The 23,641-nt window shown below is 56.4% G+C and carries 25 protein-coding genes and 1 tRNA gene; 10 read left to right on the top strand and 16 right to left on the bottom strand.

The window, feature by feature from the left end:
* From EAE_RS12210 to EAE_RS12200, 3 genes are read left to right on the top strand one after another with little or no spacing between them, the layout of a single operon-like run.
* A complete protein-coding gene (locus EAE_RS12210) occupies positions 1-414 on the top strand; it encodes a hypothetical protein (RefSeq protein ID WP_015704480.1) in 414 nt (137 codons plus the stop codon).
* A 7-nt stretch (positions 415-421) separates the two neighbouring features.
* The gene (locus EAE_RS12205) at positions 422-1,837 is read left to right on the top strand and encodes a DUF4832 domain-containing protein (protein WP_015704479.1); all 1,416 of its coding nucleotides are present in this window, start codon (positions 422-424) and stop codon (positions 1,835-1,837) included.
* Between the two features lie 11 nt (positions 1,838-1,848).
* Positions 1,849-2,370, top strand: a complete 522-nt coding sequence (locus tag EAE_RS12200; RefSeq protein ID WP_015704478.1) for a serine acetyltransferase — start codon at positions 1,849-1,851, stop codon at positions 2,368-2,370.
* An 87-nt stretch (positions 2,371-2,457) separates the two neighbouring features.
* On the opposite strand, the gene crl is transcribed toward EAE_RS12200, so the two are convergent.
* The 3 genes from crl to gpt form a co-directional block, all read right to left on the bottom strand.
* Positions 2,458-2,856, bottom strand: coding sequence for a sigma factor-binding protein Crl (gene crl, locus EAE_RS12195; protein ID WP_015368042.1), 399 nt, complete (start codon positions 2,854-2,856; stop codon positions 2,458-2,460).
* Positions 2,857-2,913: 57 nt separating this feature from the next.
* The gene (gene frsA / locus EAE_RS12190; RefSeq protein ID WP_015368041.1) at positions 2,914-4,158 is read right to left on the bottom strand and encodes an esterase FrsA; all 1,245 of its coding nucleotides are present in this window, start codon (positions 4,156-4,158) and stop codon (positions 2,914-2,916) included.
* 107 nt (positions 4,159-4,265) lie between these two features.
* The gene (gene gpt, locus EAE_RS12185; RefSeq protein WP_002889733.1) at positions 4,266-4,724 is read right to left on the bottom strand and encodes a xanthine phosphoribosyltransferase; all 459 of its coding nucleotides are present in this window, start codon (positions 4,722-4,724) and stop codon (positions 4,266-4,268) included.
* A 257-nt stretch (positions 4,725-4,981) separates the two neighbouring features.
* Here gpt and pepD point away from each other — a divergent pair, with 257 nt between their 5' ends.
* A complete protein-coding gene (pepD, locus tag EAE_RS12180; RefSeq protein ID WP_015704477.1) occupies positions 4,982-6,439 on the top strand; it encodes a cytosol nonspecific dipeptidase in 1,458 nt (485 codons plus the stop codon).
* A 19-nt stretch (positions 6,440-6,458) separates the two neighbouring features.
* Positions 6,459-6,596 carry a hypothetical protein gene (locus EAE_RS25015; protein ID WP_015368039.1) on the top strand — a complete coding sequence of 46 codons (138 nt, stop codon included), beginning with the start codon at positions 6,459-6,461 and terminating at the stop codon, positions 6,594-6,596.
* A 424-nt stretch (positions 6,597-7,020) separates the two neighbouring features.
* On the opposite strand, the gene EAE_RS12175 is transcribed toward EAE_RS25015, so the two are convergent.
* Together EAE_RS12175 and dinB are read right to left on the bottom strand one after the other, a co-directional pair.
* On the bottom strand, positions 7,021-7,482 hold the full coding sequence (locus tag EAE_RS12175) for a GNAT family N-acetyltransferase (protein ID WP_015704476.1): 462 nt from the start codon (positions 7,480-7,482) through the stop codon (positions 7,021-7,023).
* A 2-nt stretch (positions 7,483-7,484) separates the two neighbouring features.
* A complete protein-coding gene (gene dinB / locus EAE_RS12170) occupies positions 7,485-8,540 on the bottom strand; it encodes a DNA polymerase IV (RefSeq protein WP_015704475.1) in 1,056 nt (351 codons plus the stop codon).
* A 158-nt stretch (positions 8,541-8,698) separates the two neighbouring features.
* Here dinB and EAE_RS12165 point away from each other — a divergent pair, with 158 nt between their 5' ends.
* Positions 8,699-9,559 (top strand): glycerophosphodiester phosphodiesterase family protein, encoded by an 861-nt coding sequence (locus EAE_RS12165; RefSeq protein ID WP_015704474.1) that lies wholly within the window; start codon positions 8,699-8,701, stop codon positions 9,557-9,559.
* 56 nt (positions 9,560-9,615) lie between these two features.
* Here EAE_RS12165 and nqrM read toward each other — a convergent pair whose 3' ends face one another.
* Genes nqrM through EAE_RS12130 form a run of 7 tightly spaced genes read right to left on the bottom strand, consistent with a single transcriptional unit; the run spans position 9,616 to position 15,679 of the window.
* Positions 9,616-9,831 carry a (Na+)-NQR maturation NqrM gene (nqrM, locus tag EAE_RS12160; protein WP_015368113.1) on the bottom strand — a complete coding sequence of 72 codons (216 nt, stop codon included), beginning with the start codon at positions 9,829-9,831 and terminating at the stop codon, positions 9,616-9,618.
* Between the two features lie 2 nt (positions 9,832-9,833).
* Entirely contained in the window at positions 9,834-11,057 is a 1,224-nt protein-coding gene (gene nqrF, locus EAE_RS12155) for an NADH:ubiquinone reductase (Na(+)-transporting) subunit F (protein WP_015368114.1), read from the bottom strand.
* A 12-nt stretch (positions 11,058-11,069) separates the two neighbouring features.
* Positions 11,070-11,666, bottom strand: a complete 597-nt coding sequence (nqrE, locus tag EAE_RS12150; RefSeq protein ID WP_015368115.1) for an NADH:ubiquinone reductase (Na(+)-transporting) subunit E — start codon at positions 11,664-11,666, stop codon at positions 11,070-11,072.
* Between the two features lie 6 nt (positions 11,667-11,672).
* The gene (locus EAE_RS12145) at positions 11,673-12,311 is read right to left on the bottom strand and encodes an NADH:ubiquinone reductase (Na(+)-transporting) subunit D (RefSeq protein WP_002889716.1); all 639 of its coding nucleotides are present in this window, start codon (positions 12,309-12,311) and stop codon (positions 11,673-11,675) included.
* Positions 12,304-13,098, bottom strand: coding sequence for a Na(+)-translocating NADH-quinone reductase subunit C (locus EAE_RS12140; protein ID WP_015704472.1), 795 nt, complete (start codon positions 13,096-13,098; stop codon positions 12,304-12,306). Before EAE_RS12140 ends, EAE_RS12145 begins: the two co-directional genes overlap by 8 nt.
* Positions 13,091-14,329, bottom strand: coding sequence for an NADH:ubiquinone reductase (Na(+)-transporting) subunit B (locus EAE_RS12135; RefSeq protein WP_015704471.1), 1,239 nt, complete (start codon positions 14,327-14,329; stop codon positions 13,091-13,093). Before EAE_RS12135 ends, EAE_RS12140 begins: the two co-directional genes overlap by 8 nt.
* Positions 14,330-14,332: 3 nt before the next feature.
* Positions 14,333-15,679 (bottom strand): Na(+)-translocating NADH-quinone reductase subunit A, encoded by a 1,347-nt coding sequence (locus EAE_RS12130; protein WP_015704470.1) that lies wholly within the window; start codon positions 15,677-15,679, stop codon positions 14,333-14,335.
* A gap of 409 nt (positions 15,680-16,088) precedes the next feature.
* Here EAE_RS12130 and dpaA point away from each other — a divergent pair, with 409 nt between their 5' ends.
* The gene (gene dpaA / locus EAE_RS12125) at positions 16,089-16,829 is read left to right on the top strand and encodes a peptidoglycan meso-diaminopimelic acid protein amidase (RefSeq protein WP_015704469.1); all 741 of its coding nucleotides are present in this window, start codon (positions 16,089-16,091) and stop codon (positions 16,827-16,829) included.
* On the opposite strand, the gene EAE_RS12120 is transcribed toward dpaA, so the two are convergent.
* Complete coding sequence (locus EAE_RS12120) at positions 16,800-17,567, bottom strand: class II glutamine amidotransferase (protein ID WP_015368120.1); 768 nt, start codon at positions 17,565-17,567, stop codon at positions 16,800-16,802. The two genes, dpaA and EAE_RS12120, sit on opposite strands and share 30 nt — an antisense overlap.
* A 96-nt stretch (positions 17,568-17,663) precedes the next feature.
* Entirely contained in the window at positions 17,664-18,245 is a 582-nt protein-coding gene (gene lpcA / locus EAE_RS12115; protein ID WP_004099149.1) for a D-sedoheptulose 7-phosphate isomerase, read from the bottom strand.
* A 240-nt stretch (positions 18,246-18,485) separates the two neighbouring features.
* On the opposite strand from lpcA, the gene fadE reads away from it, so the two are divergent.
* On the top strand, positions 18,486-20,930 hold the full coding sequence (gene fadE, locus EAE_RS12110; RefSeq protein ID WP_015368121.1) for an acyl-CoA dehydrogenase FadE: 2,445 nt from the start codon (positions 18,486-18,488) through the stop codon (positions 20,928-20,930).
* A 168-nt stretch (positions 20,931-21,098) separates the two neighbouring features.
* Entirely contained in the window at positions 21,099-21,869 is a 771-nt protein-coding gene (locus tag EAE_RS12105; RefSeq protein ID WP_015704468.1) for an amidohydrolase, read from the top strand.
* A gap of 30 nt (positions 21,870-21,899) precedes the next feature.
* Here EAE_RS12105 and eamB read toward each other — a convergent pair whose 3' ends face one another.
* Positions 21,900-22,490 (bottom strand): cysteine/O-acetylserine transporter, encoded by a 591-nt coding sequence (gene eamB / locus EAE_RS12100; protein ID WP_015368123.1) that lies wholly within the window; start codon positions 22,488-22,490, stop codon positions 21,900-21,902.
* Positions 22,491-22,593: 103 nt separating this feature from the next.
* Between eamB and EAE_RS12095 the strand changes: the two genes are divergently transcribed.
* Positions 22,594-23,475: a LysR family transcriptional regulator gene (locus EAE_RS12095; protein WP_015704467.1), complete on the top strand. Its 882-nt coding sequence runs from the start codon at positions 22,594-22,596 to the stop codon at positions 23,473-23,475.
* Between the two features lie 60 nt (positions 23,476-23,535).
* Here the strand turns inward: EAE_RS12095 and EAE_RS12090 are convergent.
* Positions 23,536-23,612, bottom strand: a tRNA-Asp gene (locus tag EAE_RS12090).
* Between the last annotated feature and the right edge of the window lie 29 nt (positions 23,613-23,641).

Here is a 23,641-nt window from a genome sequence, read left to right as displayed (position 1 = left end):
GTGCCGAAATCTACAGCAGAACTGGTGGTCGAGCGCTTCTATGCCGCGCTTGACCAGGAGGTTGAAACCTCATTAACCGCGGAGCAGAAACGGGGAATCGAGCAGGCGTTGGTGCGCGCCAACCTGGCGTCACGCCATCGCATCGATTTTCGCCACAGCTTTCCCTTCCTGCATCGCCGCTATTTCGTGGTATTTCTTTTTGGTCGGGATCTGCGCAAAGTTTCGCGCGAAAGCACTCTGTTCGGACGCATCTTCGCGACGCTGCTGATTACGCTTGGCGTGGTGTTCGCCCTGCTGTCGATCCTACTGGCGCTCTATATGTTGAAATCAGCGTTAGGCATTGATGTATTTAAAAATTTCCACGTCGGTATCTGGACGTGGTTTGTTAATCTTCATGACCACATGACAAAGTGAATTGAGTATGGCGATATTATCTCTGCATAGCGCTCCTCTGTTTCGCGCCCTGCTACTGGCCAGCGCGCTGGCGTCAGCATCCGTTGGCGCGCAAACCACGGTCATCACCCCGCCTCCTTTCGATGGCCTGCTCACCAATCCGGGCATCGGCGTCGCCAGCTTTCATGATGGCTATGGTGAAAAACCGACCCGCGCCGAGTATCCCGATACCGGTTTTGAATACGATCGCTTCTACTGGAGCGAGCTGGAGCCACAGGAAGGGGTCTACAATTTCGCGCCGATCGATAATGCTTTTAGCGTCGCCGCCAGCCATCAGCCAGCCATGAACGTCGGCCTGCGGGTAATGGCGCTCGACGAGCCGCAAACGGGATCGAAAATTCCCGACTGGCTGATCGCCAAAGGGATCAAAGGACAGTGGGTCGCCGACGGTAAAACCTTCGTGCCGGATCTCAGCGATCCAACTTTTATCGCCTATGCGCAGAAACTGCTGAATGCCCTCGGTCAGCGCTATGACGGCAACCCGGAACTGGCCTTTATCGATATCGGCATGGTCGGCTCCTGGGGCGAATGGCACAACTCCAACTTTAGCGAGATTCCGCCGTTAATGGAGAAGTACACGCCGGAGCAGCTCAATCGCTATGTTGATATGCATTTCGATAGCTTCCCGAAAACGCCGAAAGTCATGCTGATTAGCGGCGGCGATTCGCTGGCCTGGGCCAGCCGCCGCGGCGCGGGCTGGCGGGCGGACTGCTGGGGCGACTGGCATAACTTCTCCAGCGAATGGAGCCATATGCGCGATGATTATCCGCAGCGTCTGGCCGCCGCTCAGGCCGCGGCGCCGGGGTTTGTCGATAGCTGGAAACGGGCGCCCGTCAGCCTTGAGATCTGCGGCTATATGAGCGAATGGCAGAGCGTACAGCACTACACGCGTGAAGAGGTGCAGGCCACCTTCGACTGGGCGCTACAGCAACACGCCAGCAGCCTGAACCTGAAATCACGACCGATTCCGCCGGAATACCGCGATATTGTCGATAAAGCCTTACTGCGAATCGGCTACCGTTTCCGGGTCAACAAACTCGCCTTCGAAACGCCGGTTAAGGCTGGTAAGCCGTTAGCGGTCAGTGTTACCTGGCGTAATGATGGCGTCGCCCCGGCCTACCTGTTCTACCCGGTACAATGGCGCGTGGTCAACGCCGCCGGCGCCACGGTTACCCAGGTAAAAACCCAGGATGACGTGCGCCGCTGGCTGCCGGGGGAGATGCAAAGCACTGTCACTCTCACGCTACCCGCCTCGCTGCCCGCCGGCGATTACGCGTTGCAGACCGCCATCACCGATGCCCAGGGTAAGCCGCGGCTGCTGCTGGCCAACCAGGGTAAAACCGCCGACGGCTGGTATCAACTGACCACCTTTTCCCTTAAGTAAACGGAGAATTCATGCCTAATGCCATCAGCCAGGTCCGCCGCGAGATCAAACATACCGGCAGTATGAAGGCGAAAATCGCGATTCTGCTCTATCGCCTCGCGACGATGTATCGCAGCCGCAACCCGTTTTACAAGCTGCTCGGCATTCCATTCGTTATTCTCAATAAACTGATTAACGAGTGTCTGTTTTGCGTCGAACTACCGTGGCAAACGCGGATCGGCTACGGGTTGAGGCTGTACCATCCACACTGCATCGTCCTCAACCGCGGCACCGTCATCGGTGAAAACTGTATCCTGCGTCAGGGAGCCACCATCGGCAGCCTGACGGATAGCGAAGGCCGCGAAGGGGCAAGCCCGATGATTGGCAATAACGTCGAATTCGGCGCCCACGTGGTGGTCATCGGCCCGGTGACGTTGGGTGATAATGTCAAAATTGGCGCGGGTACCGTGGTGACGAAAGATCTGGCCGCCGGGCAGGTAGTGGTCGGCCAGCCATTCCGGGTGTTGTCAACTCATCGCGAAGTGCAGGAATAACGGCTGAAGCGCCGTGACCTGATGTCAAGTATCATCGTTGGCGGTCATCCGCTTCCCGCGGCAGGAAGCGGATGCCAAAAGCCGGGTTTACGCGCGCAGGCGAACCGGTTCGCTGAAATCGTCAGCCGGTTCGAGTTTCAGATTGAACGTTGCCAGCAGCGCCGCAGCGCGCTCGTGGAACTCACGCAGCGTTTTTTCGAGTCTTTCACGAACCTCGGGATCGTCGATGTCGACCGCTTGCCAGTCACCCTCTTTATCGAACAGGCCGAACTGGTAGCTATAAGTGAAACGAGATTCCTGTGCTTCCATTTCCATCCACCAGCCCCAGAATTCCCGCTTCTCCGGCGCTGGTTTAACGTTGACGCAAACTGCCAGGCAGTCGAAAAAAAAGCGGTTCTCTTCACACTGCCCTTCACGGATATAGGGGCCTAGCGCCGTGAATTTTTTAATCAGCTTACTTTTCAGGTGTCCACTCGGTAACGTCATTGCGATCTCCTTTAGTGATGCAACTGTTTTACCAAACCAATAAAATTTAGCAATATATTAACCAAATCTATGGTTGATCCAGCGGGCAATCTGACGCAATGCGTGATCGAAATTACGGTAAACCGGCTTAAACGGTATCTCCAGCAGCTTGCCATCCGCCGAGGAGGAGGTGATTAACCGCGACTCCTCTTCGGGGCTAAAGGGATCGTCTTTCCAGTAGCCGGAGAGCATCGGCGTAGGGCAACGGCGGCCCAGCAAGCCCTGAGTTTTTAATGAATAACGGTTAAGTTCGACGCGCAGCGCTTCGTCGGAAGCATCGTGCATGCCAAGACGCGATGCCAGCACATCGAGGAACATCTCCGGCACCCGCGCCATCAGCTGCGGATCCACCAGCAGGTTGTGCACCACCGGCCCCAGACAGGCCACCGCCTTCAGCCGCTGCGACTCCAGATACCCCAGACGAACCGCAATATTGGCGCCGAAGCGGAAACCAAATGCCGCCACCCGGGTATGGTCAACCCAGGGGACATTCTGCAGATGCTGTAGCACGTACTGATGCAGCATGCTGGTGTCCTGGCTCAACGTCCACTTGGTTGAGAAACCGATGGACGGCATGTCCAGCGTCAGCATGGCGATCCCCAGCGGAGCAAAATACTTCTCATACAGGCTGTAATAATCGGTTTGCAGCGAATCCAGACCGCCGCACATCAGCACCGTCGGAAACGGGCCTTCGCCTTTCGGCATATGCAGGAAGCCCGTCACCGGGGCGCCGCCGGGGATAGCGAATTCCAGTTCCCGCAGCTCGCCCGGCAGACGTTGCGCCGCCTCTTCATAGGCGCGATTGGCCAGCGTCTGCGCCTGATCGGCCAGCCCATCGCCCTTGATATGCGGGTAGGCGGCGATGCTATAGAGGTTGGAGGCGTGCAACCAGTGGCGACCGCTCTGCAAAGGATCGGCTTCCTGAGTCGCTTTTTGCTGCCACATCATCGCTTGTTTAGTCCACTCATACACCCAGTTGCCGCCGCGATAGCCAATCACCGTATCGTAGAGCTCCGGGTCAGAGCGCTCGGCATCGCTCATCACGATGCGCGCCTGGACATCCCATATCTCCTGCGGCGAGACGCCGCGCCAGATCCACATCAGGCGATTGATTAAGCGATACCAGTGATCGACGTGATTACCGCTCAGCGCGGTCTGCATGCCCTGATGCTGGCCGGATGAAAACCGACGGACCAGCGTTGAGGTTTCCGGGTATTTGAATCGGGGTTTAAACAACGTTTCGCTAAGGTTAGCCTGTGACATGTGCCGCCTCCATCATGTTGCTGCTTTCGCTATTGTAACCCGCGTCAGGGTAAAAAAAACCACGCCCGGCATAACCGGGCGTGGTAATTATTCACGATTGGCGGGAATTAACGGCCAGCGATTGGCGGGACGAAGACGACGCCCATATCCCACGGCTGTTCAATCCAGGTATCCTGCGGGATATCAACCACATAATCATCAACCAGCGGACGGCCCGCCGGCTTAGCGAAAATGGTGACAAAGTGTGCTTTAGGATACATTTCGCGAATAGCGACGGCGGTGCCGCCGGTATCGACCAGGTCATCAATAACGATGAAACCTTCGCCATCGCCTTCAGCGCGCTTCAGTACTTTCAGTTCGCGCTGGTTGTCGTGATCGTAGCTAGAGATACATACGGTATCAACATGACGAATACCCAGTTCACGCGCCAGTAAAGCTCCCGGTACCAGACCGCCACGGCTAACGGCAATGATGCCTTTCCATTGTTCAACCGGCAGCAGACGGCTTGCCAGTTTGCGGGCGTGAATCTGCAACATGTCCCAGGTGACGACGTATTTTTCGCTCATGTGAATTGTCCCAGCCTGTGTATAACGGCTTAAATATTGTTCGAGGGGGAAAATGGTTGCGCGAGATTATAGAGACCTGACGCGCTAAAAACCAGTATTAAGCGCCTCCGGCAACGCTTTTTGCGTGCTTTACACTAGCAGAGCGCGCGGAAAGTGGTATTCTCAACCACATCGCGCAAGCCCGAGCTTGTAGTGAATCTTATTGCTAACCCTCGACCTGTAAACGACTTTTGCAGGTGACTGTAAGGAGACTCATCGTGTCTGAATTGTCTCAATTATCCCCGCAACCGCTTTGGGATATTTTTGCCAAAATTTGCTCCATCCCACACCCGTCCTATCACGAAGAACAGCTCGCCGAGCACATCATGGGTTGGGCAAAAGAGAAAGGCTTACACGCGGAACGCGACCAGGTTGGCAACATTCTGATTCGTAAAGGCGCGACTGCCGGTATGGAAAACCGCAAGCCGGTAGTTCTGCAGGCGCACCTCGATATGGTGCCGCAGAAAAATAACGATACCGTCCACGACTTCACTAAAGACCCGATCCAGCCGTACATCGACGGCGAATGGGTCAAAGCGCGCGGCACCACCCTGGGCGCGGATAACGGCATTGGTATGGCCTCCGCGCTGGCGGTGCTGGCCGACGATAGCGTTGCCCACGGCCCGCTGGAAGTGCTGCTGACCATGACCGAAGAAGCCGGTATGGATGGCGCGTTCGGTCTACAGGCCAACTGGCTGCAGGCGGATATCCTGATCAATACCGATTCGGAAGAAGAAGGCGAAATCTACATGGGTTGCGCCGGCGGTATCGATTTCACCTCTAACCTGGCGCTGACTCGCGAAGCGATTCCAGCCGGTTTCCAGAGCTTTAAACTGACCCTGAAAGGCTTAAAAGGCGGCCACTCCGGCGGTGAAATCCACGTCGGCCTGGGCAACGCTAACAAGCTGCTGGCGCGCTTCCTGGCGGGCCATGCCGATAAACTGGATCTGCGTCTGGTCGATTTCAACGGCGGTACGCTGCGTAACGCTATCCCGCGTGAAGCCTTCGCGACCGTCGCCGTCGCCGCGGACAAAGCGGATGCGCTGAAAGCGCTGGTGAATACTTACCAGGATATCCTGAAAAACGAACTGGCGGCCAAAGAGAAGAATCTGGTCGTCCTGCTGGAAGCGGTCGCGAACGATAAAGCGGCGCTGACTCAGGCTTCCCGCGACGGTTTCGTGCGCCTGCTGAACGCGACGCCGAACGGCGTGATCCGCAACTCCGACGTCGCCAAAGGCGTGGTTGAAACTTCGCTGAACGTCGGCGTCGTCACCATGACCGACGACAACGTACAGATCCACTGCCTGATTCGCTCGCTGATCGACAGCGGTAAAGACTATGTCGTCAGCATGCTGGATTCGCTGGGCAAACTGGCCGGGGCGAAAACCGAAGCCAAAGGCGCTTACCCAGGCTGGCAGCCGGATGCCAACTCTCCGGTTATGCACCTGGTGCGCGAGACCTATCAGCGTCTGTTCAACAAGACGCCGAACATTCAAATTATCCACGCTGGCCTGGAATGCGGTCTGTTCAAAAAACCGTATCCGGACATGGACATGGTTTCCATCGGCCCGACCATTACCGGCCCGCACTCCCCGGATGAGCAGGTTCATATCGAGAGCGTCGGCCAGTACTGGACGCTGCTGACCGAACTGCTGAAAGCTATTCCGGCTAAGTAAGCCCTATACCGGCGGCGCTATGCCGCCGGTTGTGCCTCCGGCCCCGGTGATGACCTGTTTTGTCGGGTGGCGGCTAACGCCTTACCCGACCTACGCCGGCTACAGTAATGTGCAGTTTGGTAGCCCGGATAAGGCGCAACGCGCCGCCGGGCAATAACCGCGGGTAAAGAGCCACTTTCGCGCCGGATGGCGGCTACGCCTTATCCGGCCTACGGTTCGTGGCCTCTACCCTGTACCCGTGGCTACTGAAACTGCCGGTGTTGGTGGCCTCAAAATCGCTGAGACGTTCCCGGCAGGCCGGGGCAGCCCGCATGGATGCGGGCTGAGGGCCGTGTTTTGCACGGACGCTGCCTCGGCCCGACCCGAAGCCTGCAGGGATAAGTCGAAGGTACCACGAAGTGGCGATTTTGGCGGCCAGAGCCCGGGGGTACAGGGGGCGGCGGCGACTGGCCGCCCCCTGTGCGCTCCCTGCGCCAGGAAAGCCATAACGCAGAAGAAATATCGGGAGCGCAATGTGCTCTGAATTAACACAAAACACGTGTTTTTCCCGGACCAAAAAAGTCGCAAACCGATAACTGTATCTATTCAGCCTTACCCGAACCGCGTTTTTCCATTCGATAGTTAGTGAACCACTCTCCACGCGATTCTACTCGCTGCTCAGCGACGACACGAAATCCCTGGCGAAGAAAACTGGATCGTGCCGTTATGCTCGCATCAACCGACAATATCTTTCCCGGAAGGCTGGCGCAGACCGCCCCGATGAGCGCATGACCGATTCCACGACGGGTATAATCCGGCGAGACGAAAAAGAGGTCGATATAATCATTAACGACAGTGATAAATCCAACCGGCTGATTATTAATAACCGCCACCAGCACTTGCGAATGCGCAAATTTCTGCCGCCAGCGGGATTCATCAACCTGCGCCCAGGCGGCAATTTGCGCGGGAGAATAATCCCGGCTGGCGGTCTCTTTAACCGCACGCAAAAAAATGGCGCACAGCGCCGGAAAATCATCTTCTACATACGCCCTGATCGTTAACATCGTTATAGTCCAAGTACCAGTTGTCGTTCGAGCTGTGGGTCGAGCAGCGTCACGTGTAACCCCACCAGCCGCACGCCGCGGCTGCCCCGACGCTCAAGCCAGGCGTTGCGCGCGGTCGCGATTAAATCCTCTTTGTTTAACCGCGGCCAGACGTGCTCCTGAGTAGTGAGCTGGAAATCGTTAAACTTCAGTTTAATGCCCTGACGCGCGATCAGTAGATCCGGTTTTACCTTCGCCAGACGGCGTTCCAGCTCGGGATAGAGATTTTCGATAATCGCTTCGCAGTCTGACCACTCATGAATATCTTCCGCCAGAGTGCGCTCGACGCCGACCGATTTACGCTGACGATCGTTATGGATTTCGCGCTCGTCAATGCCGTGGCTGCGCTCCCACAGGATACGGCCAAACTTACCAAAACGTTTAAGCAGCATCGCCAGATCGCTGTTTTGCACGTCGCCACAGGTACGCAGCCCCATATTTTCCAGCTTCGCCGCCGACACCTTCCCGACGCCGGGAATTTTCGCCAGCGGCAGAGACCGCACAAACTCCGCCACCTGATGCGGGGCAATGACGAACTGGCCATTCGGCTTGTTCATATCTGAGGCAATTTTAGCGAGGAATTTTACCGGCGCCACGCCCGCTGAAGCGGTGAGATTCAGTTCACGCTCGATGGTCTGGCGGATCTCCTGGGCCATCAGCGTGGCAGAGCCGTGGCAGTGTACGCTGTCGCTCACGTCAAGGTAGGCTTCATCCAGCGACAGCGGCTCGATTAACGAGGTATAGCGGGAGAAAATTTCGCGGATGTGGTTCGAGGCTTCTTTGTAGGCATCAAAGCGCCCCGGCAGCAGCGTGAGGTGCGGACACAGTTTAAGCGCCGTCGCCGTCGGCATCGCGCTGCGCACGCCAAACTTACGCGCAGGATAGTTCGCGGTACTAATCACGCCACGTTGTACCCGACTGCCGCCGATTGCAATGGGGATATCGCGCAACGCCGGGTTGTCACGCATTTCCACCGCTGCGAAGAAGCAGTCCATATCGACATGGATAATTTTACGCATCGCCTTGCCCAACACTGTATACCCATACAGCATAGCAAAACTACACGCAAATTTTATTCTTTTTTAATTCAACCGCCAAAAAAGCTGTTACAACATAAAAGTGAAACAAATCACCTTTATTTTCATACATTTAAATAATGAATCAGGAAGATACAATCATGAAGAAAATACTCACGGTACTCTGTCTGCTGGCGACCGGCAGCGTTTTCGCCAATCCGCAGCTGATTGCCCACCGCGGCGGTACCGGCGATGCGCCGGAAAACACCCTACCGGCCATCAAACTGGCGCTGGAAAACCACGCGCAGGCCATCTGGGTCACGGTACAGCTAAGCCGCGATGGCGTACCGGTGCTCTATCGCTCAAGCGATCTCTCCGCCCTGACCAACGCCGAGGGCAAGGTCTCAAGCTTAACCGCCGCCGAGCTGGCAAAAGTCGATGCCGGCTGGAAATGGGGCGATGACAGCCATCCGTGGCGCGGCAAGCAGGCCACGATCCCGACCTTACAAAGCGTGCTGCAGCAGTGGCCGCAGACCTTCTTCTACATCGATATAAAATCACCGGATGCCGATCCGGCGGTGATGGGCGAACGCCTGCTGGAGGTGTTAAAAAATACCCATAGCCTCGACCGGGTACGGGTTTATTCCACCGAAGACCGCTATATCGCCGCTCTGCCGCAACCGATCCCCCGCTTTGTTAGCCGCAGCGAAACCCGAACCAGGCTTGCAAACGTTTCGCTCAGCCACCAGTGCCAGCAAGACAGCCAGCGCGATGGCGATAAGTGGTACGGGCTGGAACTAAAGCGCAAGGTGGAGGTAGTCGAGAAGTTTACCCTTGGTGAAGGCGTTTCTCCGGCGACGCTCACCTGGGATAAAGAGGCGATGGATTGCTTCCGCTCGCAGGGCCAGGCCCACATCATTTTCTTCGGCATCAATAGCGCGGAAGATTATCGAACGGCGAAAGAATTAGGCGCCGACGGCGTGATGGTGGATTCTCCGGCGCAGGCGAAAAACTGGCAGTAAGATAAAAAAGGCCGCGAAAGCGGCCTGAAAAACGCAAGCGTAGCACCGTCGGCGCATTAGAGAATGCGCTGCTGCTGGCGCTGCGCCTCGCGGGCGAGACGTTTCTTACGCGCATCGCACGGTTCCGGACAGTCGCAGACTTTCTCCAGCCCCAGCGAGGAGATCCCGCCGCAGCTGCCTTGAATACTCTTACGCTTCACCAGGTAGCCCAGGGACATGCCGAGGATCACCAGCGCAAAAATCACAAAGGTCGCGACAAATACCGTCCACATCATCAGCCTCCAAAGTCGTCGAGCATGATGTTCTCATCTTCGACGCCCAGGTCTTTGAGCATTTTAATCACCGCGGCGTTCATCACCGGCGGCCCGCACATATAGAACTCGCAATCTTCCGGCGCCGGATGGTCGCGCAGATAGTTTTCATACAGAACATTATGGATAAAGCCCGTATGCCCGGTCCAGTTATCTTCCGGCAGCGGATCGGAGAGCGCGACGTGGAAGGTAAAATTGGGGTTTTCGCGCGCCAGCTGTTCAAACTCATCGTCATAGAACATTTCGCGCAGCGAACGCGCGCCGTACCAGAAGCTGATTTTACGCGTGCTGTGCAGGCGCTTAAGCTGGTCAAAGATGTGCGAACGCATCGGCGCCATGCCCGCGCCGCCGCCGATAAACACCATCTCGGCATCGGTCTCTTTGGCAAAGAACTCGCCAAACGGCCCGGAAATCGTCACCTTATCGCCAGGCTTCAGCGACCAGATATAGGACGACATTATCCCCGGCGGCGCATCCGGAACCTTCGGCGGCGGCGTGGCGATACGCACGTTGAGCATAATGATGCCCTCCTCTTCCGGATAGTTAGCCATCGAGTAGGCGCGCAGGGTCGGCTCTTTCACCTCAGAGACATAGCGGAACAGGTTGAACTTGTCCCAGTCTGAGCGATATTCATCGGGAATATCAAAGTCTGCATAGGCCACTTTATGCGACGGGCATTCGATCTGAATATAACCGCCGGCGCGGAACGGCACCGCTTCACCATCCGGCACCCGTAATTTGAGCTCTTTAATGAAGGTCGCTTTGTTATCATTAGAGATAACCTCGCACTCCCATTTTTTCACGCCGAAAATCTCTTCCGGCAGCTCAATTTTCATATTCTGCTTCACCGCCACCTGGCAGGCCAGGCGGCACCCTTCTTTGGCTTCGCGTTTGGTGATATGCGAAAGCTCTGTCGGCAGAATATCGCCGCCGCCTTCTTTGATGGTCACCCGGCACTGGCCGCAGGAGCCGCCGCCGCCGCAGGCGGAAGAGACGAAGATACCGTTGCTGGAGAGCGTGTTCAGCAGTTTGTCGCCCGCCGGCGTGCGGATCTGTTTATCCGCTTCGTTATTGATTTCAATAACCACGTCGCCCGCGTTCACCAGCTTCGAGCGCGCCACCAGGATAAGCCCCGACAGGACCAGCACGATCAGCGTGAACATCACCACGCCAAGAATAATTTCCATACTTTTCCGCCCTTATAGCTGCACACCGGAGAATGACATAAAGCCCAGCGCCATCAGTCCGGTGGTGATAAAGGTGATCCCTAACCCGCGCAGACCGGCGGGCACGTTGGCGTACTTCATTTTTTCGCGGATTCCCGCCATCGCGACAATCGCCAGCATCCAGCCGATGCCGGAACCAAAGCCGTAAACAATCGATTCCGGGAAGTTGTAATCGCGCTGCACCATAAACGACACGCCGCCGAAAATAGCGCAGTTAACGGCGATAAGCGGCAGGAAGATCCCTAACGCGTTATAGAGTGCCGGGAAGTACTTATCGAGGATCATCTCAAGAATTTGCACCAGCGCCGCAATTACCCCGATAAAGGTGATGAAGTTAAGGAAGCTGAGATCTACGCCTTCCATCAATGCGCCGTCGCGCAGTACCAGGTTATAGACCAGGTTGTTGATCGGTACAGCAAGACCCAGCACCACCGTGACCGCAACGCCGAGGCCAAACGCGGTGGAGACCTTTTTCGACACCGCGAGGAAGGTACACATCCCGAGGAAGAACGCCAGCGCCATGTTCTCAACAAACACCGCGCGGACAAACAGGCTAATGTAATGAGCCATGATCGGTTACTCCTTTTCCTGCTGTTCAGGCTTCCAGCTACGCAGGGCCCAAATCAGCAAACCGATAATGAAGAACGCGCTCGGCGCCAGCAGGAACAGGCCGTTCGGCTGATACCAGCCGCCGTTCTGCACCGTTTCCAGTACGGTGATACCGAACAGCTTCCCGCTGCCGATAAGCTCGCGCAGGAAACCGACGATAATCAGGATCGCGCCGTAACCGAGACCGTTACCGATACCATCCATAAAGCTGGCCAGCGGCGGCGATTTCATGGCATAAGCTTCGGCACGCCCCATCACGATACAGTTCGTGATGATAAGTCCGACGAACACCGACAGCTGCTTAGAGGTCTCATAGGCGAAAGCCCGCAGCAGCTGATCCACCACGATAACCAACGAGGCGATGATCGCCATCTGTACGATGATGCGCACGCTATTGGGAATATGGTGGCGAATCATAGAGATAAACATGCTGGAAAACGCCGTTACCAGCGTCACCGCAATGGTCATCACGAAGGCGGTTTCCAGTTTGGTGGTCACCGCCAGCGCGGAGCAGACGCCGAGCACCTGCAGGGCGATGGGGTTATTGGCGATAAGCGGCCCCACCAGCACGCGCTTCACCTCTTTCATATCGCTCTGTTCAGCCATTATTCAGCTCTCCCTCACGAACCTTTTTCAGGAACGGACCAAAGCCCAGTTCGCCCATCCAGAAATCAAAGCTATGCTGCACGCCGTTTGACGTCAGCGTGGCGCCGGATAAACCATCAACCGCGTGGAGATCGCCTGCGCGCGCGCCGCCTTTTACCACCTTCAACGACGGCATGCCGTTGTCATCCAGCACCTGCTTACCGACAAACTGCTGACGCCAGTTCGGGTTTTCCACCTCGCCGCCCAGCCCCGGCGTTTCGCCCTGATCGTAGTAAGTAATGCCTTTCACCGTGCGCCCATCGACATCCAGCGCCACGAAGGCGTACATCATTGACCACAGGCCATTGCCATAGATAGGCAGCACGACTTCCTGAATCTGCTGCTGCGCGTCACGCACCAGGTAAATTTCCGCCAGGTTGCTGCGGCGTTTAATCCCGGCCGGATCCTGGCTGGCGTCGAGCGCGATGCTCTGCTGCGGATCTTTCAGCGCCTGGGCCTGATTAAATTTACCCGGGTCTTTATCCAGCAGTTCGCCGGTCGCCAGATTAACCAGCCGAGGGGTAATACGCGCGGCGAAGGTTTCTGCCACCGCGTCAGCATCCATCCCCTGCTGCATCAGGCCGGCGACCGCCAGGATATTGCGCTGTTTATCCAGCGCGCGTTGTTCCTGCTGACGCGACTTGAGGCCCACGGCGGAACCGGCGACCACAATGGAGCACACCAGACAAAGCACCAGCACCACCAGCAGCGTTTTGCCGATGCTATCGTTACTTTTCTTCTCAGCCACGCGACTTCCTCCGCTTGATATTGGCCTGCACCACCAGGTAATCGAACAGCGGCGCAAAGAGGTTGGCGAACAGAATCGCCAGCATCATCCCTTCCGGATAGGCCGGGTTGACGACGCGAATCAGCACGCACATCACGCCAATCAGCAGGCCGTAGCTCCATTTACCTTTATCGGTAAAGGAAGCCGATACCGGGTCTGTCGCCATAAACATCATGCCGAAGGCGAAACCGCCGAGCACCAGATGCCAGTACCACGGCATCGAGAACATGGGGTTGGTATCGGAACCGATGAAATTAAACAGCGTGGCGGTGGCGATCATACCGACCATCACCCCGGCGACGATGCGCCAGGAGGCGATACGGGCAAAGATAATGAACGCGCCGCCGATGAGGATCATCAGCGTCGACACTTCGCCAATCGAGCCGGGAATATTGCCAAGGAAGGCGTCCATCCAGCTCACCGGGATGCCGGTGGCGACGTTAACCAGCGCTTCACCGCCGCCGCTGGCCCACTGGGAGAGCGGCGTCGCGCCGGAAAAACCGTCCGCCGCCGTCCATACCAGGTCGCCGGAAATCTGCGCCGGGTAGGCAAAGAACAGAAACGCGCGCCCCGCCAGCGCCGGGTTGAGGAAGTTGCGCCCGGTGCCGCCGAAAATCTCTTTGGCAATCACCACGCCAAAGGAGATCCCCAGCGCCGCCTGCCATAGCGGCATCGTTGGCGGCACAATCAGCGCGAAGAGAATCGAGGTAACGAAAAAGCCTTCGTTGATCTCATGTTTGCGCACAATCGCGAACAGCACTTCCCAAAAACCGCCGACGATGAATACGGTCAGGTAGATAGGCAGGAAAAATACCGCCCCCAGCGTCATCATGCTGAGCCACCCGGCATCGGCGCTGAAGCTCACCCCTAACCACTGGGCAACGCTATAGTGCCAGTTGTTGGCTATTACCTGCTGTAACTGTTCGGCGCCGTATAGCTTGTGCAGCGCCGGAATTGTCTGCAAGCCGACGTTATACATGCCCCAGAACATCGCCGGGAACACCGCAAACCAGACGAGGATCATCATCCGCTTGAGGTCGATGGCGTCACGTACGTGCGCCGCGCCGCGGGTGACTAAACCAGGGGTGTAGAAGATCGTCGCCGCCGCTTCATACAGCGGGTAATATTTTGCTAACTTGCCGCCGTGCGTGAAATGCGGCTCAAGTTTCTCAATCAGGTGCTTTAAGCCCATCTCTTATCCTTCCTGCTCAATCTGGGTTAACACGCTGCGCAGCGCCGGGCCGTATTCATATTTGCCCGGACAAACGTAGGTGCAGAGCGCCAGATCTTCTTCATCCAGCTCCAGACAGCCCAGCGCCTGGGCGCTATCGCTATCGCCGGCGAGCAGATCGCGCAGCAATATGGTGGGCAGAATATCCAGCGGCATCACCCGCTCATAGTTGCCGATCGGCACCATCGCCCGCTCGCCGCCGTTAGTATCAGTGGAGAAATTAAAGCGCTTGCGCTTAAAGAAATGACCAAGGGTGGTACGGGTAATCGAGAACTTCTCTTTGCCCGGCATCACCCAGCCAAATAGCTCTTTTTCGCGGCCTTCTCGTACCACGCTGACCTGCAAATGGTAGCGCCCGAGGAAGGCGTGAGGGCCGCAGGCGTGAGTGCCGCTCAAGACTGAACCGGAAATTACCCGGTTTTCATCATCCACCAGCTCGCCCGCCAGCAGTTCATCGAGGCTGGCGCCAAGACAGGTTTGCAGCAGCCGAGGCTGTTTTACCTGCGGGCCGCCAAGGGCAATGACGCGTTCGCTGTACAGCTCGCCGTCGAGGAACAGTCTGCCGATGGCGATGACCTCCTGATAGTTGAGATGCCAGACCTGTTTGGTCAGGCTGACCGGCTCAAGGAAGTGAATGTGCGTACCGGCAAGCCCTGCCGGATGCGGGCCACTAAACTGGTTGAATGTCACCTGCCCGGCGGGATGGCCGCCCAGCTTGCCGCCGCTGGCCTGACAGACGTGGACTTTACCGTCCGTCAGGCGCGTCAGCACCGTCAGACCGGCATCAAAGGCTTCACGCTGGGCCAGGATAATCGGCTGCGGTTCAGCCGCCAGCGGGTTGGTATCGATAGCAGTGACGAAAATAGCCGCCGGAACGCTACCCGGCGCGGGAATTTTGCTGAAAGGACGGGTACGAAACGCCGTCCACTGCCCGGATTCCAGCAGCTGTTGCTGCACCGCTTCCCGTGGCAAATCGTTAAGATCTTCTAATGCATAGCGGGTAAACGACACCGCCTCATTGCTGCCGTCGATATCAATCACCACCGATTGCAGCACCCGGCGCTCGCCGCGATGAATGGCGCTGACCACCCCACTGGCTGGCGCGGTAAAACGTACCCCGGCGTTCTTTTTATCTTCGAACAGCACCTGGCCTTTTTGCACCCGATCGCCTTCGCTCACGGCCATCGAGGGGCGCATGCCGACGTACTCCTCGCCGAGCAGCGCGACGCGTTTCACCGCAGGCCGGGGCGAGATCTGCTGTAATGGCATGCCAGCTATGGGCAAATCCAGCCCTTTCGTGATTTTAATCATATCGTTAGCAGGTATCCGTAACCTAAACCCCGGCTCAAGCCGAGGCCAGCATTATTGATGGAATATCAGAATAAGAAAGGAATAGCGGTGCCACGGGGGCACAAGACGGGAGAGAAGCATCCTTTCTTACCCTGGTCATAAACGGCGGGAGTGTAACATTTTGTGAGTAGCAGAAGTAGGAAAAGCGCCAATAAGTGCTTCTAAAATGCGAGCTATTGCGCAAAGTTCTCACTGCGCTTTGCGGCAATATTCGCTATAAAGGAACATTAAATTGTAAACGCAGCCACACCGTGCTTGCGAAAAACTGCCGTGATGCTAATGTGAGCGCTCTAAATCCAGAAAACTCTGATTTCGGGTATCTCTTGCCGTCCTGGCATGTGGTTTTTTGTTTTATCAAGGAACAAGCAGTATGCGCAAAATCGCATTCTTTATTGCGATGCTTCTGTTGCCGTGCGTGTCATTTGCTGGGTTACTCAGCAGTAACAGCCCGACAACGCCGGTTAGCAAAGAATATAAACAGCAGTTAATGGGCTCTCCCGTTTATATCGAGATCTTCAAAGAAGAGCGGATGCTCGATCTCTACGTCAAAATGGGCGAAACCTACCAGCTTCTCGATAGCTACCGGATCTGTAACTACTCCGGCGGCCTCGGGCCGAAGCAACGCCAGGGCGATTTCAAAAGTCCGGAAGGATTTTATAACGTCTCGCGCAGTCAGCTAAAACCAGACAGCCGCTTTTATAAAGCGATCAATATCGGCTTCCCGAATGCCTACGATCGCGCGCACGGCTATGAAGGTAAATACCTGATGATCCACGGCGCCTGCGTTTCCGTCGGCTGCTACGCGATGACCGATACCGGCATTGACGAGATCTTCCAGTTTGTCACCGGCGCGCTGGTATTTGGCCAGCCAAGCGTGCAGGTCAGCATCTACCCGTTCCGCATGACCGACGCCAACATGGCGCGACATAAGTTCTCGTACTATGCGGATTTCTGGAAGCAGTTGAAGCCAGGCTATGACTACTTCCAGCAGACCCACAAACCGCCGGTGGTTTCGGTGATGGATGGCCGTTATATCGTCAGCAAGCCGCTCAGCCACGAGGTTATCCAGCCGCAGCTGGCCTCAAACTATACGCTCCCCGAGGCAAAATAACGCCCACTCGCCTGGCATGATTTTATTCCAGGCCTCATTGCCGGTCAGCGGCTGAGTGGCGATAACGGAGACCACATCGTTTGGTGTGGTCTCACGTTGAAAATCAATTTCCACATCCTGATCCAGTAGCTTCGCCACGCCAAACGGCGCCCGACGGGTGATCCAGTACAGGTTGGTTGAACAGTACGCCATCACATAGCGCCCGTCCGATAACAGCATATTAAACACGCCCTTCTCGCGCATTTCGCCCGCCAGCGTCGCGATGTATTTAAACACGCCGACCATATTGCCAGGCGTGCGCGGATAGCGCTCGGTTAAACGGTGCAACAGCCAGCAGAAAGCCGTTTCGCTGTCGGTCTCGCCCACCGGGCGGAAATTTCCCGTCTTCAGCGATTTATAACCCTTGAGCTGGCCGTTATGGGCGTAGGTCCAGTGGCGGCCCCACAGTTCGCGGGTGAACGGATGGGTGTTCTCCAGCGCCACTTCGCCACGGTTGGCCTGACGGATATGGGCAATGACGGAACAGGATTTAATGGGATAATCCTGTACCAGTTTGGCTATTGGCGACTGAAAGCTCGGCTGCGGATCTTTAAATGTGCGACACCCTTTCCCTTCGTAAAAGGTAATACCCCAGCCGTCTTTATGCGGCCCGGTGCCGCCCCCGCGCTGAACCAGCCCGGAGAAGCTAAAACAGATATCGGTCGGCACATTGGCGCTCATCCCGAGCAATTCGCACATAGATCACCTCATACCACTGCACAAAATATCCTGCCGCTAAAGCCTTGTCGCCGCGGCTCCTCAACATGGAAGCCACGGCGCCGTCATCATGGCAAGTTAAGCTTTAACCATCTCTTTTTCGATCAACATAATCAGAATATGAATCACCTTAATGTGAATCTCCTGAATGCGATCGGCGTAACCGAAATGCGGTACGCGAATTTCCACATCGGCGGAACCCGCCATTTTGCCGCCGTCTTTACCGGTCAGGGTGATCACTTTCATTCCCTGCGCGCGCGCGGCTTCAATCGCTTTGATCACGTTGCCGGAGTTGCCGGAGGTGGAAATGCCCAGCAGAACATCGCCTGCGCGGCCAACAGATTCAACATAGCGGGAGAAGACATATTCATAGCCAAAATCATTACTCACGCAGGACAGATGGCTGACGTCAGAAATAGCGATCGCCGGATAACCAGGGCGGTTCTCGCGATAACGCCCGGTCAGCTCTTCCGCAAAATGCATCGCATCGCAATGAGAACCGCCGTTGCCACAGGAAAGTACTTTACCGCCAGCTTTGAAGCTATCCGCCAGCAGTACCGCCGCGCGCTGGATAGCGTGAATGTTGGCCTCGTCCTGCAGAAAGTTGGCCAGCGTTTCCGCGGCTTCGTTCAGTTCGTTACGAATAAGATCCTGGTACATGAGGATAATCCTTCAGTATTGGTTGGAATAACCCTGGCAGTGTACCGGATAGCCGCCGAAGCGAGAAGCAGCAGGCAACGTTATCCCTCGTCCTTTTGATTTTACGTGCCGCTTTTCCAGCCAACAATGTGAGCAAGGTTGTAATTATTTTGTAAACACATTGCTAAAACAAATTACATCCACTACAACCAATACATCACAAGTGGTCAGACCTCCTACAAGATAAGGGAGCATTTCTCTATGATGATTTTGAGTATTGTTGCAACCGTAGTGTTACTCGGCGTGCTCTTCTATCACCGAGTCAGCCTGCTTCTCAGCAGCGTGATTTTGCTCGCCTGGACCGCGGCGCTCAGCGTGGCGGGGCTGTGGAATATCTGGCTGCTGTTGCCGCTGGCGATTATCCTGCTGCCGTTCAACTTTGCGCCGATGCGTAAATCCCTTTTCTCCGCCCCGGCATTCCGCGCCTTCCGCAAAGTAATGCCGCCGATGTCGCGTACGGAAAAAGAAGCCATCGATGCCGGCACCACCTGGTGGGAAGGCGATCTGTTCCGCGGCAACCCGGACTGGCACAAGCTGCATAACTATCCGCAGCCGCGCCTCACCGCCGAAGAGCAGGCTTTCATCGACGGCCCGGTAGAAGAAGCCTGCCGCATGGCGAACGACTTCGAAATTACCCATGAAATGGCGGATCTGCCGCCGGAGCTGTGGGCGTACCTGAAAGAGCATCGCTTCTTTGCGATGATCATTAAGAAAGAGTACGGCGGCCTGGAGTTTTCCGCCTATGCCCAGTCTCGCGTACTGCAAAAGCTGTCCGGCGTTTCCGGGATCCTGGCGATCACCGTCGGCGTGCCTAACTCCTTAGGGCCGGGCGAACTGCTGCAACATTACGGTACCGAAGAGCAGAAAAATCACTACCTGCCGCGCCTGGCGCGTGGTCAGGAGATCCCATGCTTCGCGTTGACCAGCCCGGAAGCGGGCTCCGACGCCGGCGCGATCCCGGATACCGGCGTAGTCTGTATGGGCGACTGGCAGGGTCAGCAGGTGCTGGGGATGCGCCTGACCTGGAACAAGCGCTATATCACCCTCGCGCCAATCGCCACCGTACTGGGCCTGGCTTTCAAACTCTCAGACCCGGACCGTCTGCTGGGCGGCGAGGAAGAACTCGGTATCACCTGCGCGCTGATCCCTACCTCAACGCCGGGCGTGGAAATTGGCCGTCGTCACTTCCCGCTGAACGTACCGTTCCAGAACGGCCCCACTCGTGGTAAAGATATTTTCGTACCGATCGATTACATCATCGGCGGCCCGAGCATGGCCGGCCAGGGGTGGCGTATGCTGGTTGAGTGCCTGTCCGTGGGTCGCGGTATTACTCTGCCGTCCAACGCCACCGGCGGCCTGAAATCCGTCGCTATGGCGACCGGCGCCTACGCCCACATTCGCCGTCAGTTCAAAATCTCGATTGGTAAAATGGAAGGGATCGAAGAGCCGCTGGCGCGTATCGCAGGCAACGCCTACGTAATGGACGCCGCCGCTTCGCTGATTACCTACGGGATTATGCTTGGCGAGAAACCGGCGGTGCTGTCGGCGATCGTTAAATATCATTGTACCCACCGCGGCCAGCGTTCAATCATAGACGCTATGGATATTACCGGCGGTAAAGGCATCATGCTGGGCGAAGGCAACTTCCTTGCCCGCGCTTATCAGGGCGCGCCGATCGCCATTACCGTTGAAGGGGCGAATATCCTCACCCGCAGCATGATGATCTTTGGTCAGGGGGCGATTCGCTGCCATCCGTATGTACTGGATGAGATGGCCGCCGCGCAGAACAATGACGTTAACGCCTTCGATAAGCTGCTGTTTAAACATATCGGCCATGTCGGTAGCAACAAAGTACGCAGCTTCTGGCTGGGCCTGACTCGCGGCCGCACCAGCAGCGCGCCGACCCGTGATACTACACGCCGCTACTATCAGCATATGAACCGCCTGAGCGCCAACCTGGCCCTGCTGTCGGATGTATCAATGGCGGTACTGGGCGGCAGCCTGAAGCGTCGCGAACGTATCTCCGCGCGTCTCGGCGACGTGCTGAGCCAGCTTTACCTGGCATCGGCGGTGCTGAAACGTTATGACGATGAAGGCCGTAATGAAGCGGATCTGCCGCTGGTCCATTGGGGCGTGCAGGATGCGCTGTATCAGGCAGAGCAGGCTATCGATGACCTGCTGAAGAATTTCCCGAACCGCTTTGTCGCCGGCGCGCTGCGTCTCGCCATCTTCCCGACCGGCCGTCACTACGATGCGCCGTCCGACAAGCTGGATCATAAAGTAGCGAAAATTCTGCAGGTTCCGAGCGCGACCCGCTCTCGTATCGGTCGCGGCCAGTACCTGACGCCAAGCGAACATAACCCGGTTGGCCTGCTGGAAGAGGCGCTGCTGGATGTGATGGCGGCGGACCCAATCCACCAGCGCATCTGCAAAGAGCTGGGTAAAAATCTGCCGTTCACCCGCCTGGATGAGCTGGCCACTAATGCGCTGGCCAAAGGGTTAATTAATCAGGAGGAAGCCTCGATTCTGACCCGTGCGGAAACCAGCCGTCTGCGCAGTATTAACGTTGATGATTTCGCGGCGGATGAACTGGCGACCAAACCGGTAAAGCTGCCGGAAAAAATCCGCAAGATTGAAGCGGCATAATAAAAGCATTGCCACACATCACGACGAAGGCGGGGAATTTCCCCGCCTTTTCTTTTGTTACTCCCCCGCCAAAGTAGCATTTTTTTAACAAAATATTCCATGCCGCCTCCCGCTGCTGATATGGTATTAAAATTAGCTTATGCCCTCTTCATAATGGAGTTCACCACTGTGTCTGGCTTGAAAATTACGCTGTTGCAGCAACCGCTGGTGTGGATGGATGGTCCCGCCAACCTGCGCCATTTCGATCGTCAGCTGGAAGAAGTGAGCGGGCGCGACATCATTGTGCTGCCTGAGATGTTTACTACCGGATTTGCCATGGAAGCGGCGAAGCAGTCGATGCCGCAGGGAGAGGTCGTTGAGTGGATGCTGGCGAAAGCGGAGCAAACTAACGCACTGATTGCCGGTAGCGCAGCCTTGCAGACCGAACGCGGCCCGGTGAACCGCTTTCTGCTGGTAGAACCCGGCGGTAAAACGCACTTTTACGATAAGCGTCACCTGTTCCGCATGGCGGATGAGCATCACCATTACGAGGCAGGTACTGAACGAGTGGTCTTTGAATGGCGCGGCTGGCGAATTCTGCCGCTGGTGTGCTATGACCTGCGCTTCCCGGTATGGTCGCGTAACCACAACGATTACGACCTGGCGCTGTATGTCGCTAACTGGCCAGCCCCGCGTTCGCTGCACTGGCAATCGCTGCTGGTCGCCAGAGCTATTGAAAACCAGGCCTACGTCGCCGGCTGCAACCGCGTCGGCACCGATGGCAATGGCCACCACTATCGGGGCGATAGCCGTATCATCAGCCCGCAGGGAGAGATTATCGCCACCGCCGAACCGCATCAGGCGACGCGGCTCGATGCCGATCTGTCGTTGGCCGCGCTGCAGGAGTATCGCGAGAAATTTCCGGCCTGGCAGGATGCCGATCCTTTCACGATCGGCTAAACACTTTTCGGGAGCCGCTGCGCTCCCTTTTTATTCCACCACGATCCGCAAAGCGCAGTAGACCAATAACGCTGCCAACACCCAGTTCAGTTGCCGTCCGTACAGCAAAAACAGGCGCTGAAACAGATGCCCCGCCAGCGCCCAGCACAGGTTTCCCAGCGCGCCAATCGCCGCCAGCAGCAGACTCACGCTAATGAGCCAAACCGGCTCGCGGGTAACGGGCAGGACAAAGGTAGAGAGCGCGGTGATGCCGTACAGAATAATTTTTACGTTGACGAACTGCAGGCCCAGGCTCGCCCAGAACCCCACCGGCTCTGTACTCAGCGCGCCTGCTCCCGGTTTACTTTTGGCTATCTGCCAGGCCAGCCACAGGATATACGCCGCGCCAATCCATCCCAATAGCCGGGTAAAGCGTGAGTCGAGTTCCACCAGCGAAAAGGTTAAAGCCGCGCAAATCAGCATAGTGATAATAAAACCAATGCTCATCCCTGCCAGCACCCGCAGACTGCGGCGTAAGCCATGGGAGGTGACGCTGCTGAGGGCAAGAATATTATTGGGGCCGGGAGTCAGCGCGGTTATCAGGGTATAAGTCAAAAAAGCACTAATCAAAGCTGGGGTCACTTGTCTTCTCCTTCGTTTTGGCAGACAGTACCCGAAGCTATTCATTTAAAAAAATGAATGTTTTCTGATTCTGAATTCGATAATTTCGATAGTTGGTGGCGAAATGGATCTGCGGCGTTTTATTACTCTCAAGACGGTAGTGGAAGAAGGCTCGTTTTTACGCGCGGCGCAAAAACTATGCTGTACGCAATCCACCGTGACCTTTCATATTCAACAGCTTGAGCAAGAACTTGCCGTTCAGCTGTTTGAAAAAATAGGCCGCCGCATGTGCCTGACCGAATCCGGTAAAAAGGTGCTGCCGCACGTCCATGAACTGGCGAGGGTGATGGAAACCATTCGTGAGGCGGCTCGCGAGGATAGCGAACCGGCTGGCGAGCTGCGCGTTGCCTGTGGGGAAACCCTGCTGGCCTATAAAATGCCGCAGGTGCTACAGCGCTTTAAACAACGAGCGCCGCAGGTACGCTTATCATTGCAATCACTTAACTGTTATGTCATCCGTGATGCGCTACTCAACGATAGCGCCGATTTGGGCGTGTTTTATCGGGTTGGCAACGATGACGCGTTAACCATGACAAGCTTTGGCCAGCAGCCGCTGACGCTGGTCGCCTCGCCGCAGCATCCGGCGGTCGATTTTACCCGCTGCGGGCAACATATCCCGCTGAGCTTTGTTATCAATGAGCCACAGTGCGTATTTCGGCAAATTTTTGAAAGCACGCTGCGCCAGCGCGCCATTACCCTGGAAAATACCATTGAGCTCTGGAGTATCGAAAGTATTAAGCAGTGCGTGGCGAGCAATCTTGGCGTCAGCTATCTGCCGCGTTTCGCCGTTGAGGAAGAGCTTAAGCGCGGTACGCTGGTTGAGCTACCGTTTAGCGCTGTTCCGCTCACTATTAACGCGATATGCGCTCATCACGCCGGTAAAGTAGTTAGCCCGGCAATGCGGGTATTTATGCAGTGTGTTGAAGAGGCGTTAGGGGCGGATTAAATGATAATTCCCCCAAACGACGAAGGCCTGAATCATTTCTGATTCAGGCCTTCTGAATAGTGGCGGAACGGACGGGACTCGAACCCGCGACCCCCTGCGTGACAGGCAGGTATTCTAACCGACTGAACTACCGCTCCGCGTTGTTGTTCCGTTGGGAACGAGGCGA

The organism is Klebsiella aerogenes KCTC 2190, assembly GCF_000215745.1.
Taxonomy (GTDB): domain Bacteria; phylum Pseudomonadota; class Gammaproteobacteria; order Enterobacterales; family Enterobacteriaceae; genus Klebsiella; species Klebsiella aerogenes.
This window is presented reverse-complemented; position numbering and strand designations above follow the sequence as displayed.